Origin of the sequence: Microbacterium resistens NBRC 103078, from assembly GCF_001552355.1 — a bacterium.
GTDB classification, from domain to species: Bacteria; Actinomycetota; Actinomycetes; order Actinomycetales; family Microbacteriaceae; genus Microbacterium; species Microbacterium resistens.
The window spans coordinates 1-16,564 of the sequence record NZ_BCRA01000071.1 but is presented as its reverse complement, the minus strand read 5'-3'; the positions used below and the strand labels follow the sequence as shown (position 1 = coordinate 16,564).

The 16,564-nt window shown below is 71.6% G+C and carries 14 protein-coding genes; 2 read left to right on the top strand and 12 right to left on the bottom strand.

What is annotated here, in order from left to right:
* Positions 1-135: 135 nt before the first annotated feature.
* From MR1_RS12435 to MR1_RS12410, 6 genes are all read right to left on the bottom strand, one after another.
* Complete coding sequence (locus MR1_RS12435; RefSeq protein WP_067247167.1) at positions 136-1,416, bottom strand: RNA polymerase sigma factor; 1,281 nt, start codon at positions 1,414-1,416, stop codon at positions 136-138.
* Entirely contained in the window at positions 1,416-1,781 is a 366-nt protein-coding gene (locus tag MR1_RS12430) for a YciI family protein (RefSeq protein WP_067247163.1), read from the bottom strand. The genes MR1_RS12435 and MR1_RS12430 overlap by 1 nt, the downstream gene beginning before the upstream one ends.
* A 110-nt stretch (positions 1,782-1,891) precedes the next feature.
* Positions 1,892-3,262: an MFS transporter gene (locus MR1_RS12425; RefSeq protein ID WP_084344592.1), complete on the bottom strand. Its 1,371-nt coding sequence runs from the start codon at positions 3,260-3,262 to the stop codon at positions 1,892-1,894.
* Between the two features lie 365 nt (positions 3,263-3,627).
* Positions 3,628-4,962: a M50 family metallopeptidase gene (locus MR1_RS12420; RefSeq protein WP_067247156.1), complete on the bottom strand. Its 1,335-nt coding sequence runs from the start codon at positions 4,960-4,962 to the stop codon at positions 3,628-3,630.
* Positions 4,963-5,022: 60 nt separating this feature from the next.
* The gene (gene dxr / locus MR1_RS12415) at positions 5,023-6,108 is read right to left on the bottom strand and encodes a 1-deoxy-D-xylulose-5-phosphate reductoisomerase (protein ID WP_067247154.1); all 1,086 of its coding nucleotides are present in this window, start codon (positions 6,106-6,108) and stop codon (positions 5,023-5,025) included.
* Positions 6,109-6,158: 50 nt separating this feature from the next.
* Positions 6,159-7,148 carry an FKBP-type peptidyl-prolyl cis-trans isomerase gene (locus MR1_RS12410; protein ID WP_067247153.1) on the bottom strand — a complete coding sequence of 330 codons (990 nt, stop codon included), beginning with the start codon at positions 7,146-7,148 and terminating at the stop codon, positions 6,159-6,161.
* 146 nt (positions 7,149-7,294) lie between these two features.
* Here MR1_RS12410 and MR1_RS12405 point away from each other — a divergent pair, with 146 nt between their 5' ends.
* Complete coding sequence (locus tag MR1_RS12405; RefSeq protein WP_372449930.1) at positions 7,295-8,083, top strand: lysophospholipid acyltransferase family protein; 789 nt, start codon at positions 7,295-7,297, stop codon at positions 8,081-8,083.
* A gap of 16 nt (positions 8,084-8,099) precedes the next feature.
* Here MR1_RS12405 and MR1_RS12400 read toward each other — a convergent pair whose 3' ends face one another.
* A complete protein-coding gene (locus MR1_RS12400; RefSeq protein WP_067247148.1) occupies positions 8,100-8,576 on the bottom strand; it encodes an OsmC family protein in 477 nt (158 codons plus the stop codon).
* A gap of 38 nt (positions 8,577-8,614) precedes the next feature.
* On the opposite strand from MR1_RS12400, the gene MR1_RS12395 reads away from it, so the two are divergent.
* A complete protein-coding gene (locus MR1_RS12395; protein ID WP_067247145.1) occupies positions 8,615-9,610 on the top strand; it encodes an asparaginase in 996 nt (331 codons plus the stop codon).
* A 33-nt stretch (positions 9,611-9,643) separates the two neighbouring features.
* Here the strand turns inward: MR1_RS12395 and MR1_RS12390 are convergent, their stop codons facing one another.
* From MR1_RS12390 to MR1_RS12370, 5 genes are all read right to left on the bottom strand, one after another.
* Positions 9,644-12,541 carry an FtsK/SpoIIIE domain-containing protein gene (locus tag MR1_RS12390; protein ID WP_067247142.1) on the bottom strand — a complete coding sequence of 966 codons (2,898 nt, stop codon included), beginning with the start codon at positions 12,539-12,541 and terminating at the stop codon, positions 9,644-9,646.
* A 57-nt stretch (positions 12,542-12,598) separates the two neighbouring features.
* Positions 12,599-13,459, bottom strand: coding sequence for a PP2C family protein-serine/threonine phosphatase (locus MR1_RS12385; protein ID WP_067247140.1), 861 nt, complete (start codon positions 13,457-13,459; stop codon positions 12,599-12,601).
* A 74-nt stretch (positions 13,460-13,533) separates the two neighbouring features.
* Complete coding sequence (locus MR1_RS12380) at positions 13,534-14,523, bottom strand: aldo/keto reductase (RefSeq protein WP_067247137.1); 990 nt, start codon at positions 14,521-14,523, stop codon at positions 13,534-13,536.
* 77 nt (positions 14,524-14,600) lie between these two features.
* Positions 14,601-15,413, bottom strand: coding sequence for a DUF5684 domain-containing protein (locus MR1_RS12375; RefSeq protein ID WP_067247135.1), 813 nt, complete (start codon positions 15,411-15,413; stop codon positions 14,601-14,603).
* A 195-nt stretch (positions 15,414-15,608) separates the two neighbouring features.
* Positions 15,609-16,564 (bottom strand): Ig-like domain-containing protein (locus MR1_RS12370; protein WP_157518141.1); only part of this gene is annotated, 956 nt, incomplete at its 5' end.

Below are 16,564 nucleotides of genomic sequence, written 5' to 3'. Positions count from 1 at the left end.
GCTCGCCGCGGCGCCTCGTCCGAGGAACCACGCGAAGACAGGCATTCGCGCGGGATCAGGCAACCTGTCGCTTTGTTCGCCTGATCTCGCGCGAATGCCTGATCTCGCGCAGTCTTGGCGCGGCCCGGAAGGGGGTCAGTCTGCCACGCCGGCCGCGGCGATCCGCGCGTCGAGCAGGCGCCGTTCGGCGTCGTTCCCGCTGAGCTGCCGCGCCCGCTCATCCGCCGCCCGAGCCTCGTCGGCGCGGCCGATCCGTCGCAGGAGAGCGGCGCGCACGGCATGCCAGAGGCGGTAGCCGTCCAAGCGTGCTCCGACGGCTTCGACCTCGTCGAGACCGGCGCGCGGCCCGGCGCACTCGGCGAGCGCCACGGCACGGTTCAGCCGGACCAGCGGAGACGAGTCGTAGACCAGGAGCAGGTCGTACAGGGCGAGGATCTGGGGCCAATCCGTGTCCGCTGTCTCCTGCGCGTCGGCGTGGCACGCCGCGATCGCCGCATGCAGCTGCCAGCGACCGGGTCGCCGAAGCGCACCGGCTCGCTCCAGCGCACTTCTCGCTGTCGCGAGGTCGGCCGCGTCCCACAGCGAACGGTCCTGGGCATCGAGAGGGACCAGACTGCCGTCCATCACGCGAGCGGGTCCGCGCGCCCGATGGAAGTGCAGAAGCGCCCGTAGCCCGTGCGCCTCGGCCTCGTCCGGGAGACAGAGCGCGATCACACCCGCGAGCCACAGCGCGTCGTCGGCGAGATCGTGTTCGGGGTCGGCGCTCTCGCCGTCGCGGAGCTGCGCCGCGTCGTACATCACCGAAACGACGGTGAGGACGAGGTCGAGCCGGGCGGCGCGCTCCCGCCCACGCGGGACACGGAGGGGGATGCCGGAGGCGGCGATCTTCCGCTTGGCCCGCACGATCCGTTGCGCGACCGTCGACTCGGGCTCGACGGTCGCGCGGGCGATCTGCGCCGTGGTGAGGCCCACGACCGCGCGAAGCGTCAGGGCGAGCTGTCCCGCGGGTGCGATGGCGGGGTGGCAGCAGCCGAACAGGAGCGGGAGCCGCTCGTCCAGCACCTCCTCGGCCTCTTCGCCCGCGGGCGCCGGCGCGCCCTCCCCGGCACCCGTCATCGCCGTGGCGGCGACGGCCTCGACCTTCTCGCGGTGTCGGCGCGAGCGCCGGACGAGATCGAGCGCGTCATGCCGGGCTGCGGTCATCAGCCAGGCTCCTGGCCGCGGGGGCACCCCGTCGCGGCGCCACGCCCGAATCGCCTCCTCGATCGCGGAGGACGTGGCCTCTTCGGCGACGTCCAGGTCGCCGAAGGAGCGGTGCAGCGCCGACACGACCCGCGCGGCCTCCTCGCGGACGACCCGCGCCAGCTCGGTGTCGGACCGGGAGGCGGCCCGGTCCGACACCGGTGCGCCGTTCATCAGGCGAACAGCTCCTCGTCGTCGTACATGGGGCGGATCTCCACGGCGTTGCCGGGGTGCTCCAGGGACGGCCAGGTCCGGGCGAGGGCCAGCGCCGCGTCGAGATCGGGAACGTCGATGAGGGTGAAGCCGCCGATGACCTCCTTCGCCTCGGAGAAGGGGCCGTCCACGACGACCGGACCCCGCTCGGAGGCCCGGACCGTTGTCGCGGATTCTGCGCTGTGCAGCGCCGCTCCGCCGTCGAGGATGTGCTGCGCGTTCGCCTCGTGCCATTCGAGGATGCGTGCGAGGTCCGCCTCCTGCACCTCCTCCGGCACACGGGCGTCCAGCTCGGGGTCGGAGGTGAACATCAGAACGTACTTCATGGGCGGTCCTTTCCTGATCGGGAACGGTTGGGGGAACCGTTTCACAGGAACAGCGCTCGGGCAACCGCGAGATCGACACCGGTGGCCGATCTCACCCGAACCGCGTCCGACTACCGCACCGGCACCTCCGCCACGGGCTTGTCCTCCGCCAGCGCGTCGACGGTGATCCGCCCCGTGTCGTCCGCCACTCCGCGCGTGGGCAGCGTGAGGATGAAGGCGATGCCGACCAGTGCCGCTCCGATGGCGAGGAAGGCGGCGGCGTAGGGGTTGCCGGTGAGCTGGGTGAGCTGCGCGGCGAGGTACGGCCCCGCGCCTCCTCCGATGGCGGCGCCGAGCCCGAACCCGAGGGCGGCCCCGGTGTAGCGCACGCGTGCGGGGAAGACGGCCGTCATCGACGCGTACGCCGGGGCGGCGACCGCACCGCCCAGGCCGCCGAGCAGGCAGAAGCCCGCCGCGCTGACCCAGAAGTTCCCGGCCGTCGCCTTCATGAGCATCATGACCGGGAGGAAGGACACCGCCAGGACGCCCATGATGATGATCATGGTCTTGCGCCGGCCCAACCGGTCGATCACGAGCCCCGTCAGGATCGTGAGGACGATCGCGGCGATCCCCTGCAACGAGGCCATGACCGCTGTCGCGCCCGGCTCGAATCCCGCCTCCCGCTGGAGGAACAGCGGGATGTACACGGCCAGGATGTAACCGATCATCAGGACCGTGCCGGTCAGCACCATCACCTTGAGCAGCGGACGCCAGTAGCCGACGATCAGCTCTCGGACCGGTGAGCGCTCCACCTTGTGCGCCGCCGCGAGGCGACGGAACTCCGGCGAATCCTCCAGCCGGAGACGCAGGAGCAGGCAGAGGAGTGTGAGCGGGAGCGACAGCAGCAGCGGGACCCGCCAGCCCCACTCGGCCATGACCCCTTCCGAGAGGACGGCGGTGATGATCGCCACCGCTCCCGGGGCGAGGAACGCCCCGGCGGCGGAGCCGAGCGGCGTGATCGTGCTGAGGAGACCATGATTGCCGCGGTGAGCGTGCTCCGAGACGAACGTGGTGGATCCGGCGAGCTCGCCGCCGGCGGAGAACCCCTGCAGGAGCCGGAGGATGACGAGCAGCAGAGGCGCGAGAGCGCCGATCGCGGCGTAGGTCGGGAGCAGGCCCATCGCCGTCGTCACGACCCCCATGCCGATCACGGTGACCATGAGGGCGAAACGCCGTCCCATCCGGTCCCCGAGGCGTCCGAAGAACAGCCCGCCGAGCGGACGGGTGAGGAAGCCGCTGCCGAGGGCGAGGATGGAGCTCAGGATCGACAGGAAGGGATCCTCCCCGGGAAAGAAGAGCGGCGCCGTGTAGACGATCAGGTAGGCGTAGACGAAGAAGTCGTAGGACTCGACGATCGTGCCGAGCAGCCCCGCGAGGGACGCGCGGCGCACCATCGCGGGGGTCGGGATGGGGGCGGAGACGTGCGATGCATGGTGGCTCATGGTGACCTCTCTGTCACGGACCGGGTGGGGGCACGGCGGCGGGGCGTGTGTGCCGCGCGGGACCTCGATGTCCCGCACGCACCCCTTGACATTGACGATTGTGGCCAACGGCCACTGGCTGGACTCTAGCACCAAGCAAGCGCTTCGTCACGTCTCATTCATGCATTGCACGCACCGACGAGCGCGGGTCAGCCCGGCATCCCTGCGCCACCGTCAAACGTCCCCGTTCCGCGGGACGCTCACATCAGGCGTTCACGCGAGTTCAGGCAACGCACGGGCGGTGTCGCCTGATCCGGCGCGAACGCCTGATCTCGCGCGGGCGCGCCGGCGGCCACGCCTCGCGTTCGCGGGGTGTCGCTCCGGGCTCAGCCGCCGAGGAGGTCCACGGGGTTGAAGAGGTCCGCGATGAGCAGCAGGGCGCCCATGGCGATCAGGACGCCCGCGACGACGATGGTGAGCGGAACGAGGCGCGTCGCGTCCACCGGCTTCGGTGGGGGCCGACGGAACAGCCGCGCCCAGGCCCGCTTGACCCCGTCCCAGAGAGCCACCACGATGTGCCCTCCGTCGAGCGGAAGAAGCGGGACGAGGTTGAAGACGAACAGGGCGATGTTCAGCGAGCCGAGGAGGCTGAACAGCACCACGAAGCGGTTGAGCACCGGCGCGTCGGTGGCGGCGACCTCGCCGGCGAGCCGCCCGACGCCGACGACGCTGAGCGGACCGTTCGGATCGCGCTCTCCCCCGGTCACCAGCGAGACGCCGACGTCCCACAGCCGCACCGGCAGGGTCGCGATCATGGAGGCCACGCGTCCGACGTTGTCCGCGGCCGCCTCGACACCTGCGGTGAGCGGCTGGGGCACATACGCGAGCTGCGCGCCGACCCCGGCGTACCCGACCGTCTTCAGGACCGGCGCGCCCCGCTCGTCGACGACCGCTCGCCCGTCGGCGTCCACCTCGCCGCGCTGGGCGGCCACGGGCGTCAGCGACAGCTCCACCGGACCGCCGTCGCGCTCGACGACCACCGCGAGCGTCCTGCCGGGCGAGGCCTGGATGATCGCGCTGGCCTCCGCGAAGGTCGTGACCTTCTCGCCGTCGATGGAGACGAGCACGTCCCCCGGGCGGATCCCGGCCTGTGCGGCGGGAGCCGCGGGGTCGCCGGGCGCGCATGCCTCCTGGGTGGACCCGGCAGGCAGCACGCACTCGGACACGGTGGCGATGGTGGTCGTCCCCTGCTGCACCCCGATGCCGCTGAGCAGCACCGTGAAAATCAGCACGGCGAGCACCAGGTTCATGAAGGGCCCGCCGAACATGACGATGATCCGCTTCCACACGGGCAACCGGTAGAACACCCGGTCCGCGCGCGAGGGGTCGATCGTCTCGTCGTTCGCGGTGCGGGCGTCCTGGATGAGGGCGCGGAACATCCCGCTGCCGGCTCCCCCCTCGACCTCGCCGTCCGCCGCGGGCGAGGGCGGATACATCCCGGACATGGAGATGAAGCCGCCGACGGGCAGGGCCTTCACGCCGTACTCCGTCTCGCCGAACCGGCGGGACCACACGCGCGGACCGAAACCGATCATGTACTGGCCGACGTGCACGCCGAAGAGCTTCGCGGGCACGAGGTGCCCGATCTCGTGCAGCGCGATCGAGACGCCGATGCCGACCAGCATGAACAGCAGGCCGCCGATGTACAGGAGGATCTCCACCCGGACACGCTACCGTCCGGGATTAGGAGAACGCCGAGTCCGTCGGGGTCCGCACCGCCCTCAGGAGCCGGCGGCGATGAGGAGATCCGCGCGCCTGCGCGCCCACTCCTCCGCCTCGGCCAGGCTCTCCAGGGTGAGGCTCTGGGGCGGCTCATGAGCGTCCACCACGGCCGCGATCGTGTCCACGATCCCGAGGAAGGACAGGCGCCCGTCGTGGAAGGCCGCGACCGCCTGCTCGTTGGCGGCGTTGTACACCGCGGGGAACGTCGCGCCGGCCCGCCCGACGCTCCTGGCCAGGGCGACGGCGGGGAAGGCCTCGTCGTCCAGCGGCTCGAAGGTCCAGGACGTGGAGGCCGTCCAGTCGATCGGTCGCCCGACGCCCCCGACGCGGTGGGGCCAGTCCAGGCCCAGGGAGAGCGGAAGACGCATGTCGGGCGGCGATGCCTGGGCGATCGTGGAGCCGTCCACGAACTCCACCATCGAATGCACGACGGACTGAGGGTGCACGACGACCTCGATGTCCTCGTAGTCCACGTCGAACAGCAGGTGCGCCTCGATGACCTCGAGACCCTTGTTCACGAGCGTCGCCGAGTTGGTGGTGATGACCTTGCCCATGTCCCAGGTCGGATGCGCGAGGGCCTGCTCCGGCGTGATCCCCGCCATCTCGGCGCGGGACCTCCCGCGGAAGGGACCGCCCGACGCGGTGACGATCAGCCGGCGGACCTCGCCGTGCCCGCCCGAGCGCAGCGCCTGTGCGATCGCCGAGTGCTCGGAGTCCACCGACACGATCTGCCCGGGCTGCGCAGCCGCCGTGACCAGGGATCCCCCGACGATGAGCGACTCCTTGTTCGCCAGCGCGAGGGTCCTCCCGGCACGCAGCGCGGCCAGCGTGCTGCCGAGTCCCACCGAGCCGGTGATCGCGTTGAGCACGACGTCGGCGTCGACGTCCCGGACCAGCTGCTCCGCCTCGGATGCGCCGAGCGCGGTGTTCTCCACCCCGAACTCCTCGGCCTGCGCGGCGAGGGTCCGCGCGTCCGTTCCCGCGGCCAGCCCGACGACCTCGAAACGGCGGGGATGGGCGCGGATCACGTCCAGCGCCTGGGTGCCGACGGAACCGGTCGAGCCGAGGACGATGATGCGACGCATGACGCCAGCCTACGGCGCCGGGCGCAGCGACGCGGAGCCCGGACGCCGCGCTACTGGGCCGGAGTCGTGATCAGCGGCGTCGTGCCGACGATGTCCACCACGAACACCAGCGCCTCTCCGGCCAGCTCGCTCGCGTTGCTGTCGCTCTTCTCGCCGTACGCGTCCTTCGGCGGCATCTGCACGATCACCTGCGAGCCGACCTTCTGCCCCTCCAAGGCCGCCTTGAAGCCGGCCACCACCCCGGTCGTCGGGAACTGCGCGGGAAAGGCATCCCGCTTCCACGATGAGTCGAACTCACTGCCGTCGCTCCACTTCACACCGCGGTACTGCACGGTCACGAGATCACCGGGCGACACCTCGGGCCCGTCGCCCTCCTTCAGCACCCCGACCGTGGTCTCGGTGGGCACGTCGCCGTCCGGGATCGTGATCGTGGGCGCGCCGTCCTCCGCAAGCTTCACGGCGGGCATGCCCTTGGGCGCGTCGACCTCCTTCCCGGTCGCGATGGTGCTGAGCTCCTCGATCGACTGCACATAGATCACGACGGGGTTCTGCCCCTCCTGGCCGGGGAGGGCGAGGACGACCTCGGAGCCGAGCGGCACGCACTCGAGCGCCGCGACGAAGATCGGCGATTGGGTGGAGTCGTAGATCTGCCCTCCGGTGTTGCTGCTCAGCAGCACCGGAAGCGTGCCATCCGGACCGCGCTCGGAGGTCTCAAGCACCTCGTTGGTCGTGGCGTCGACGATCTTGTACCGCGCCGACACGAAGTCGCCCGGCTTGACGTCCTCGCCGTCGCCCTCGGTCACGACCGTTCGTTCGAGATCGGAGACCTCCGTTCCGGCGGGGACGGTGATGGCCGCGTCGAGTCCGGCCCCTTGGACCTCGACCGCATCGGACGCCGGCCCAGGCTGCGCGTTGATGAGGCAGGAGCCCGCCGACGGCGACGAGGTCGGATCAGGGGACTCCGCTGCGCCTGCGCAGCCGGAGAGCAGGAGCGCCGACACAGCGGCGGCGGAGAAAGCGGCGACGAGACGATTGCGCACGGAGAACCTCGGGAGACATCGATCGGGAACACCCCATCCTCGCCCGCCGGGCTTTGCCGCGCCTGGGAGACGCGCCAGAAAGGGCTGGGCCGGCGGCGCGCGGGAGCATGCCCGCGCCGGCATGGACGCTGCCCTACCCTTGTCGGGTGACTCCCGAGCCCCAGCCCGCCGAAGACGCCCCGGACCCGACAGCCGTCGATGAGGCGGAGCTGCATCGCGCCGGCTTCCTGTACCTGTTCGGACGCGCGGTGCTCGCGCCGCTGGCCCGTCTCATCTACCGCCCCCGCGTGGAGGGACGGCGGAACGTGCCCAAGACCGGACCCGTCATCATCGCCTCCAACCATCTGTCGTTCATCGACTCCGTCGCGATCCCGGTCGCGGCTCCGCGTCGTGTGCACTTCCTGGCGAAGTCGAGCTACTTCGAGGGCAAGGGGATGAAGGGCCGGATGGTGGGCGGGTTCATGCGCTCCGTCGGCGCGATCCCGGTCAATCGCGGTGCGGGGCAGGCGGCGCTCGACGCGCTGGACCAGCAGCGCCGTCTGCTCGACGAAGGGCTCGCCGTCGCGCTCTACCCCGAAGGCACGCGCTCGACCGACGGGCGCCTGTACAAGGGCCGCACCGGCGCCGCGTTCCTGGCGCTGCAGACCGGAGCCCCCGTCGTGCCCGTCGGCCTGATCGGCACGGCCGATGCGATGCCGGTGGGTGCGAGCATGCCTCGGCTCGGGACCCGGGTCACGGTCCGCTTCGGCGAGCCGCTCGACCTCTCGCACCATGGGCCGGCCACGTCGGGACGGGCCCGCCGTCAGGCCACGGACGAGATCATGTCCGCGATCCACGCGCTGTCCGGGCAGGAGCTCGCCGGCGTCTACAACGAGGTCCCCGCGCAGGGCGCGATCGAGAAGATCAAGCAGGCCCTCCCTCACGAGCGCCGCTGAGGCCGGCCTCAGCGACTCACGGCGCCACCCGGATCGTCGCCTCGTGCCGGACCGGGAACGACACCGAGTTCGCGATGAAGCACCACTCGCGCGCCTGCGTGTGCGCGTCGCGCGCCGCCGGGACCATGGACTCGTCGGCGACGGTGACGACCGGTCGCAGCACGACCTCGGTGAAGGCGCCTCCGCCCCTGCCGTCCTCCACCATCGTGCCGCGGGCGTCGTCCCGGTACTCCACGACGACCACTCCCGCCGTCACGCACGCGTGCAGATACGACAGCAGGTGGCACTCCGACAGCGCCGCCAGGAGCAGGTCCTCGGGGTTCCAACGCGACGGGTCTCCGCGGAAGGGCTTGTCCGAGGAGGCGAGGAGGTCCGGCTTCCCGGTGATCGAGATCGTGACGTCGCGCGCATAGTCGCGATACCCGCTCGTTCCGGTCCCCCGGTTGCCCGTCCAGGTCGTCGTGAGTGCGTAGCCGTGCGTCCCGATGTCCATCCCGTCATCGTGCCACGCACGCCGGTAGGCTGGCGGACGTGGTGGAGACTCTGACCGTTCAGGATGCCGTCGAACTCGCCGTCGTCGAGCGGGGAGGTTTCGTCGAATCCCGCCACGTGGGCGCCGCGGTGGTCCTGTCCCCCGAGGGCGAGGTCGTCGCCGCGCACGGGAACGCGAGCGCCCTCGTGCTGCCGCGCTCGAGTCTCAAGCCGCTGCAGGCGATCGCCTGCCTCACCGCGGGCGCGCCGCTCGAGGGCGAGCAGCTCGGGCTCGCGACCGCCAGCCACGCCGGCACCGACCGACACGTCGAGATCGTGCGCTCGATGCTGGTGGAGGGCGGACTCACCGAGGACGACCTCGGCTGCCCCGCCGACTGGCCGTCCGACTCCGCGACGCGCGACGAGCTCGTGCGGGATCACGGCGAGCCGACCCGGATCCGGATGAACTGCTCCGGCAAGCACGCGGCGATGCTGCGGGCCTGCGTGGCGACGGGGTGGCCCACCGACGGCTACCTCGCGCCCGACCACCCGCTCCAACTCCACATCCGCGACGTCGTCGAGCGCCTGTCCGGGGAGAAGATCTCCGCGACGGTCGTCGACGGCTGCGGCGCTCCGGTGCACGCGCTGACCCTGATGGGCCTCGCTCGCGCGGTGCACCGCATCGGAACGGCCTCGGAGCGCTCCCCGTTCGCCCTGCACCGGGTCGCCGGCACGCTGGTGCGGACCGTCCGGGAACGGCCGTGGACGATCGACGGACCGGGACGCCCCGACACGCTCGCGATCGAGAAGCTGGGCGTGTTCGTGAAGGGCGGCGCCGAGGGCGTCATGGTCATGGTCGCCCCGAACGGCGCCACGGTGGCACTCAAGACGCTCGACGGCTCGCTGCGGGCGAGGACGATCGTGGCGGCCACGCTGCTGCTGCGCGCCGGCGCGCTGGAGCAGGCAGCGGTGGACGAGCTCGCCGCTGCCCTTCCGCTCGCCGTGCTCGGCGGCGGCGTCGAGGTCGGGTCCATCCGGCCTGCCGCCGGGATCTAGCGTCCCGCCCTGGGCTCTTCTCGACGGACCGGATCACGCTCCACCGGCCTCCCGGCCGTCCGCACGTGCTACGGCCCGTCGCGCCGCGCGCCTCGTCTGCGGAGGGCCGATCGGCGCCGGAACGTCCGCCGCGCGGGCGGGGTCCGCCTCGAGCGGAAGCAGGACGCGGGCAGGGCCCCGCCCGTCGCGGATCGACCAGGCGCGTCCTGCGTCCGGACGTGCGTACGGCGGCAGATCACGCACGCCGACGAGGGTGCGGAGCTCACGGGCCGCCTCGGCCACGACGAGGATCTCGCCCCGGTCCCGCACGCCGTGCCAGAGGCTCCAGTGCCGTTGCCACGCCTCCGCCTCGCCGACGAGCAGGAGGGTCCGCGAGGGCGCGATGAGGTCCTGGACCCCGGTCCCCGGAGCGATCTGGTCCAGTGTCCGGGCCGTGACCCCGGGAACACCGGAGGTCAGCGCGGCCGCGGTCCTCCTGGGAAACGGTGCGATCACGCCGCACACCCCGGCCGACGGCCTCCAGGGCGGAGTGCGGTGCTCCTCGGTCGCCGATCCGGCGCCGTGGTGTCCCGCGGGGCCGCTCAGGCGTGCGATCTGGATCTCGCGACCGGCCAGGTTCGCCCGGCCGTCCGGACGCAGCGGATCGAACGACGCCGGCTCGCCGCCCGCTGCGAGATGCTCTCCCCGGCTCGGCATGCGGAGCACCACCCGCTGCGGCAGGAGGTCGGCGAGGGCCGCGACCGGCCCGGCGCTCCGCGACGCGGTGAAGACGACGAGGCATCCCCGTGTCGCCGCGGCACGGACCACGCGCTGCAGGCGCTCCGCCCACGCGACGGCGTACTCAGCGGGGAAGGACGCCAGCCGCGCGTCGAGATCGTCGCAGACCAGCGCGCGAGGCCACGCCGCCCGCCCCTCCGCCAGATCCTCGACGATCGACCAGGCTGCCTCCGGGTCGGCCGGGATCGCCCGGTGCGACGGAACCTGCCCGATCACCGTGCGCACGAGCGTGCTGCGGCCGGCTCCCGGCCCACCGAAGACGGCCAGACCGCGGTCGTGTCCGGGGCGGAGAACGACGACCGGCTGCCGTTGGTGTTCGGGGTCGTCGGAGAGACCGAGGACGACGGCCTCCTCCGGCATCGCTTCGGGTGAGGCTGCCCGCAGCGTCGCGGCGTCCACGTCCGTCGGAAGAGGCGGGAGCCACGGGCTCGTCGCCCGCGGCGACGCAGCATGGTCCTGGGCGATGCGACGCAGATCCTCCTCCTGCGTCCGACCGACCCGCATCAGCACGGGAGCGGTGTCCTGCGGACGACGGACCAGGACGAGACCGCGTCCTCCGGCGTCACCCGGCAGCTCCGCCGCGTCGTCCACCCCGATCATCACGCGACTGTCGGCAGGGTCGGACACACGGAGACAGAGCCGCAACGGGCAGTTGGCGGCGAGCGCGTCGCGTACAACGCCCGTCGCTCGTTGCGTGCCCAGGACGAGGTGCATGCCGAGCGCGCGCCCCCGTGCCGCGATGTCGGTGAACACGGCTCCCAGGTCCGGATGCTCCTGGAGGAGCGCGGCGAACTCGTCGACGACGATGACGAGGCGCGACAGCCGCCCCTCCGCCTCGGCAATGCTCCGCGCTCCGCAGGCGCCGAGCTCCGTCTCGCGCCGCCGCAGCTCGGCCCGGAGGCTCCGGACCCCGCGCGCGGCGCCGTCGCCGTCGAGATCCGTGATGATCGCGGCGACGTGCGGCAGGTCTCGCAATCGTTCGAACGCGGTGCCGCCCTTGAAGTCGGCCAGGATGAACGACACCTCCTCCGGTCCGTGCGACGCGGCCAGTGCGGCCAGCCACGACACGAGCAGTTCGCTCTTGCCGGTGCCCGTCATGCCCGTGACCAGCGCATGCGGTCCGTCCTCCGCCAGATCGATCGCGACCTCGCCCTGCGTCCCGGCACCGAAGACGGCGCCGAGGCTCCCCGGCGCGGCGGGGCTCCGTGTCAGCTCCGCCAGTGCGACAGCGCCGGGGAGGCCGGGTTCCGCATCGGCGGCGTCGCGGAGCACATCCGCGATCTCCTCCGCCTGTGCCGCAGAGATCGCTTCGACCGCACAGCGCTCGTCCCCCGACGGAGTGCGCAGGAGCCCGGTCGCCGGATCCGTGACGTCGAGCACCGTGGCGAGCCCGGACGGCGGCTCCTCGTCAGCCCCCACCGCGACCAGGTTCGTCGCCACGACGGCGTCCGCCGAGTCCCGCCGTCCGACGCGGACCGTCCAGGTCCCCCGCACGCGGCCGTGCGCATGCGGAAGCCCGGCGACACCGAGGGCTTCGAGGTCCTCTCCCACGATGCGCATCCGAGACGCCGGGAAACGCAGGCACAGTTGCACGACGAGGGCACGAAGGACCGCCTCCGCCACCGGGCGGGGTCCGCGGACGCACACTCCGTCGGCGAGCGGGACGGTCAGCGGCACGTCCTCCAGCAGACGCCGCTCGTTCCGGAAGAGACGGGCACGCTCCCCGTCCCCGCCATGGAACCGGATGGGGTTGGCGACCGCGCCGCGACCGAGCGTCACCGTCGCCGCCTCCGGAGCCTCCGCCGGACGGACCGGAGCGACGAGGACGCCGAAGGCGTCCGGAGAGCGTCGACGAAGTGCCGCGCGAACCTCGTCCGCGCGCTCGTCGTACTCGCGCTGCACGCGCGTCCAGGCCTCGTCCTGCTCGATCCGCGCCCGCCGAGCATCGCGTCGCCGATGTCGGGCCGCGTCGACGAAGGAGGCGAGCAGCATGAGGGGCCCGAGCGCGGCGAAGGCGAGCGAGAGCATCGAGCCGGTCAGGGCCCACAGCGTCGTGCCGGACGCGACAGGCACGAGAGCGGCCACAACCGGCAGCGGCGTCCGTCGCGGCGGAGCGGGAGCGGCGGGGAGCAGGAGCGGTTCGACGGGGTCCATCACCCCAGTCCATCGTCCGCACGCCCCTCAGAGCGCGTCGATCACGATCTGCGTGGACTACTCCGTCGTATCGCCGACGGTGGAGGACGAGGACGTGTCCGGGAAGGTCTGCAGCTCCGCGGTCGGCGCGTCCTGTGCGGATGCCGGGGTGCGCACCACGTCGAGGACGATCAGGGTGACGTTGTCCCGTCCGCCGTTCTCCAGGGCGGCCGCCATCATCGCCGCCACCGCGTCCGCCGGGTCCGCGTTCTGGGCGAGGAAGTGCTGGATCCCGTAGTCCGTGAGCTCCTTGGTGAGACCGTCCGAGCAGATCACGAAGCGGTCACCGTCCTGCACCGCGAGCTCGCGGTAGTCCGGCGGCGTCGCCTCGCTCACGCCGACGGCCCGGGTGATCACGTTGCTGTAGGGGTGCCCCTCGGCCTCCTCCGGGCTGAGGCGACCGGCCGTGATGAGCTCCTGCACCACCGAGTGGTCGGTCGTCACCTGCACCAGCGCGCCGTCCCGCAGGAGGTACACGCGGGAGTCGCCGATGTTCAAGGAGACCCAGCGCGGGTCGCCGTCGTGCGTGTCGAGGAAGACGCCCGTCAGCGTGGTCCCGGTGCCCTCGTCCGTCGTCTCCGGATGCGCGGCGATGTCCTCGATCGCCGCTGCGAGCGCCGCCTCGATCGCGGCGGCGGTGATCGAGCCGTCGTGGACCGCGTCTCCCAGACGGGCGATGGTGCGCTGGCTCGCGATCTCCCCGCCGGCGTGGCCGCCCATTCCGTCGGCGACGACGAACAGCGGATACTCGGCGAGGAAGGCGTCCTGGTTGTTCTCGCGCCGCCGACCGCGGTCGGTCGCCCCCGCCCAGCGGAGATCGACGACGTCGCCGGAGGGGAGGGTGATCTCCCGCATGTGCGGTGTCGGCGTGTCAGGCACAGGATTCTCCCCGTCCTCGCGCGATCCGTGCGATCGTTCGAGTCTCACACATCGTAGTCGATGCTCCGGACCGGTCAGACCGCACCGGCAGCCGGATCGGCGGGCAGCGGGAACAGCGCGTCGATCGCGTCCAGGTCCTCGTCCGAGGGAGTCCATGCCGAACCGGCCCGCGCGTTGGCCTCGACCTGCTCGGCGGAGGTCGCCCCCGCGATGACGGAGGACACGCCCGGCTGCGCGAGGAGCCACCCGAAGGTCGCCTCCAGCATCGTGATCCCGCGCTCGTCGCAGAACGCCCGATACGCATCCAGGGCATCCCACGGCGCGTTCTCCCAGAGGTGGGATCGCGTCGACATGATGCGGCTCTGCGCCGGGCCTCCGTCCCTCGTGAACTTGCCGGTGAGCAGGCCGTTGTGCAGCGGGAAGTACGGGAAGAAGCCCAGGCCGTACCGGTTCACGGCCGGGAGCACCTCCCGCTCCGCGGCACGGGCGAGCAGCGAGTACTGGTTCTGCGCCGAGACGAACCGCGGCCCGAGACGCCGCGCGGCGACGAACTCGGCCTCGGCGATCTGCCACCCGGAGAAGTTCGAATGGCCGAAGTAGCGGATCTTGCCGTCACGGACCAGCTCGTCCAGGGCGTCGACGGTCTCCTCGATCGGAGTGACCGGGTCGGGGAAATGGAGCTGGTACAGGTCGATCCAATCCGTCCGCAGACGCCGGAGGGACTCCTCCACGGCACGGCGGATGTACCGGCGAGACCCCATTCCGGCGGGGAAGTCGTACCCCATGTCGTAGTGGCCGTGTCCGAACTTCGTGGCCAGCACCACACGGTCCCGTCGCCCGTCCAGGACCTCGCCCATCAGCGACTCGCTGAGCCCCGGCTCCTTGCCGTAGATGTCGGCGGTGTCGAGGAAGGTCACCCCGCTGTCGATGGCGGCATCGAGCACGAGACGCGAGCCTGCGATGGTCTCGGTGACGGTCCCGGCCCTTCCGAAGTTGTTGCATCCGAGTCCGGTGGCGGACACGAGCAGCCCGGAGGAGCCGACACGACGATCTGTGGTCACCATGCCTCCCACGTTACAGGCGGGGGCGGCGAGCGCACGACGAAGGCCCCCGGTCCGAGGACCGAGGGCCTTGCTGCCGCTTACGCGGGGGGCGTGTTGGGGTCGGCGGGCTTCTCCGGCTCCGTCGACGGCGGGGTCGGCGGCGCGGGCGGAGCCGGCGGCGCCGACGGCGGCGTCACCGGCGGGACCGGAGGAACGGGAGGAACCGGCGGCACGCCCGCCCCGGTCTCCGGGGCCGACGGCGGGGCGTACCCGGGCTGCGCCGGGGGTGCGTATCCGGGCTGGGCCGGCGGCGCGTATCCCTGCGGAGCCGGGGGCTGGTAGCCCTCGGGAGCCGGCGCGTAGCCCTGGGCCGCGCCATAGGCGCCGCCCGCCTGGGGCTGCGCGGACGGCTGCACCGGGATTCCCTCCCACTGCGTGCGGTCGGCGAAGAAGGCGTTGTTCGCCCACGGCGCCGGGGCGATGTTCGGGTTCCAGCGAGACTTGTCGAACGCCGCGATACCCATCCAGACCAGGCTGAGGAAGATGTAGAGGACGACCCAGACAGCCTCCTTCTGCAGCTTCAGGCCCACGCGCCATGCGGCGATGACCATCAGGACGCCCGCGGCAAGTGCGACGATCTGGCCGAGGACGGGGATCCAGCCCAGCAGCACGGAGGCACCGATGGCGTAGAGGATCAGCCACGGGCTCATGTCGCCGAGCTTGAGGAAGATCATGCTGTTGTACACGGGAACCCACGCCCGCCACTTCCCCTGCACACCGGCCTTCTCGAAGATCTTCATGAGGAAGATCGAGCCGATGACGTAGAAGATGACGGCGAACACGAGCGCGAAGCCCATGATCCCGAGCATGAAGGCGATGTAGCCCCCGTCGTAATAGATGGAGTCGTCCATGGTCCCTCCCGATGGATGATGTCGCGACACAGTCCGTATCGCGTTGAACACCTTAGCGTGCCCGCGAAAACCGCACACTCCCCCGCGCCGTGCATCGGTATACCGGGGCGGCGTGACGCGGCGATCGTCTCGGCCGCGACCCGGTCGTGCCCCGCGGCTCTCGGAGGAGCCGCGGGGCACGATCGGGGCGAACGGTCAGGACCGGCGCCGCCGGTACGCGAGGAACAGTCCGCCACCGGCGAGGAAAGCAATACCGAGAGCGATGGCCGTCCAGCTCATCTCGGCGCCGGTGACCGGAAGCGTACCGCCCGGATTCGGCGTGCCAGGATCGCTGGCGCCCGGCGTCGGCTCTCCGGGTGCCGGGCTCGGCGTGGGGGTCGGCTCACCCGGGCTCGGCGTGGGGGTCGGCTCACCCGGGCTCGGCGTCGGGGTCGGCTCACTCGGGCTCGGCGTCGGCGTCGGCTCACTCGGGCTCGGCGTCGGCGTCGGCGTCGTGTCGTCGACATAGGTGATGGTCACGGTGGCACCGGTCTCGTTGCCGTTCCGGTCCTTCACGACGTAGTCGATCGGCGTGGGATTCCCCTCGAAGCCGTCCTCCGGAGTGAAGGTGATGTCCCCCGTCTCCGGGTCCACGGCCCACGTCCCCTCACCAGGAACCACCAGTTCGAGCACGTGCTCCCCGGTGTCCGGATCCACGATTCGCACCGTCGACGGATCCAGGTCGCCCTTGTCGTTGTCCAACGTCGGCACCGTCACCGTGGAACCGCGCGGGTTGTTCAGCGACTCATCATCCGACGCCTCGGGCAGGTACGTCACCGTCACCGTGGCGCCGGTCTCGTTCCCGTTCCGGTCCTTCACCGTGTAGTCGATCGGGGTCGGGTTCCCGTCAAAGCCGTCCTCCGGAGTGAAGGTGATGTCCCCCGTCTCCGGGTCCACCGTCCACGTGCCCTCACCGGGTACCGTCAGCTCGAGCACGTGCTCCCCGGTGTCCGGATCCACGATTCGAACCGTCGACGGGTCCAGATCGCCCTGATCGTTCCCGAGCACCGGGACCGTCACCACATCACCGATACGGTGCCCGTCCGAACGATCGTCCGTCGCGATCGGCGCCGGGGCATCGTCCACATAGGTGATGGTCACGGTGGCGCCGG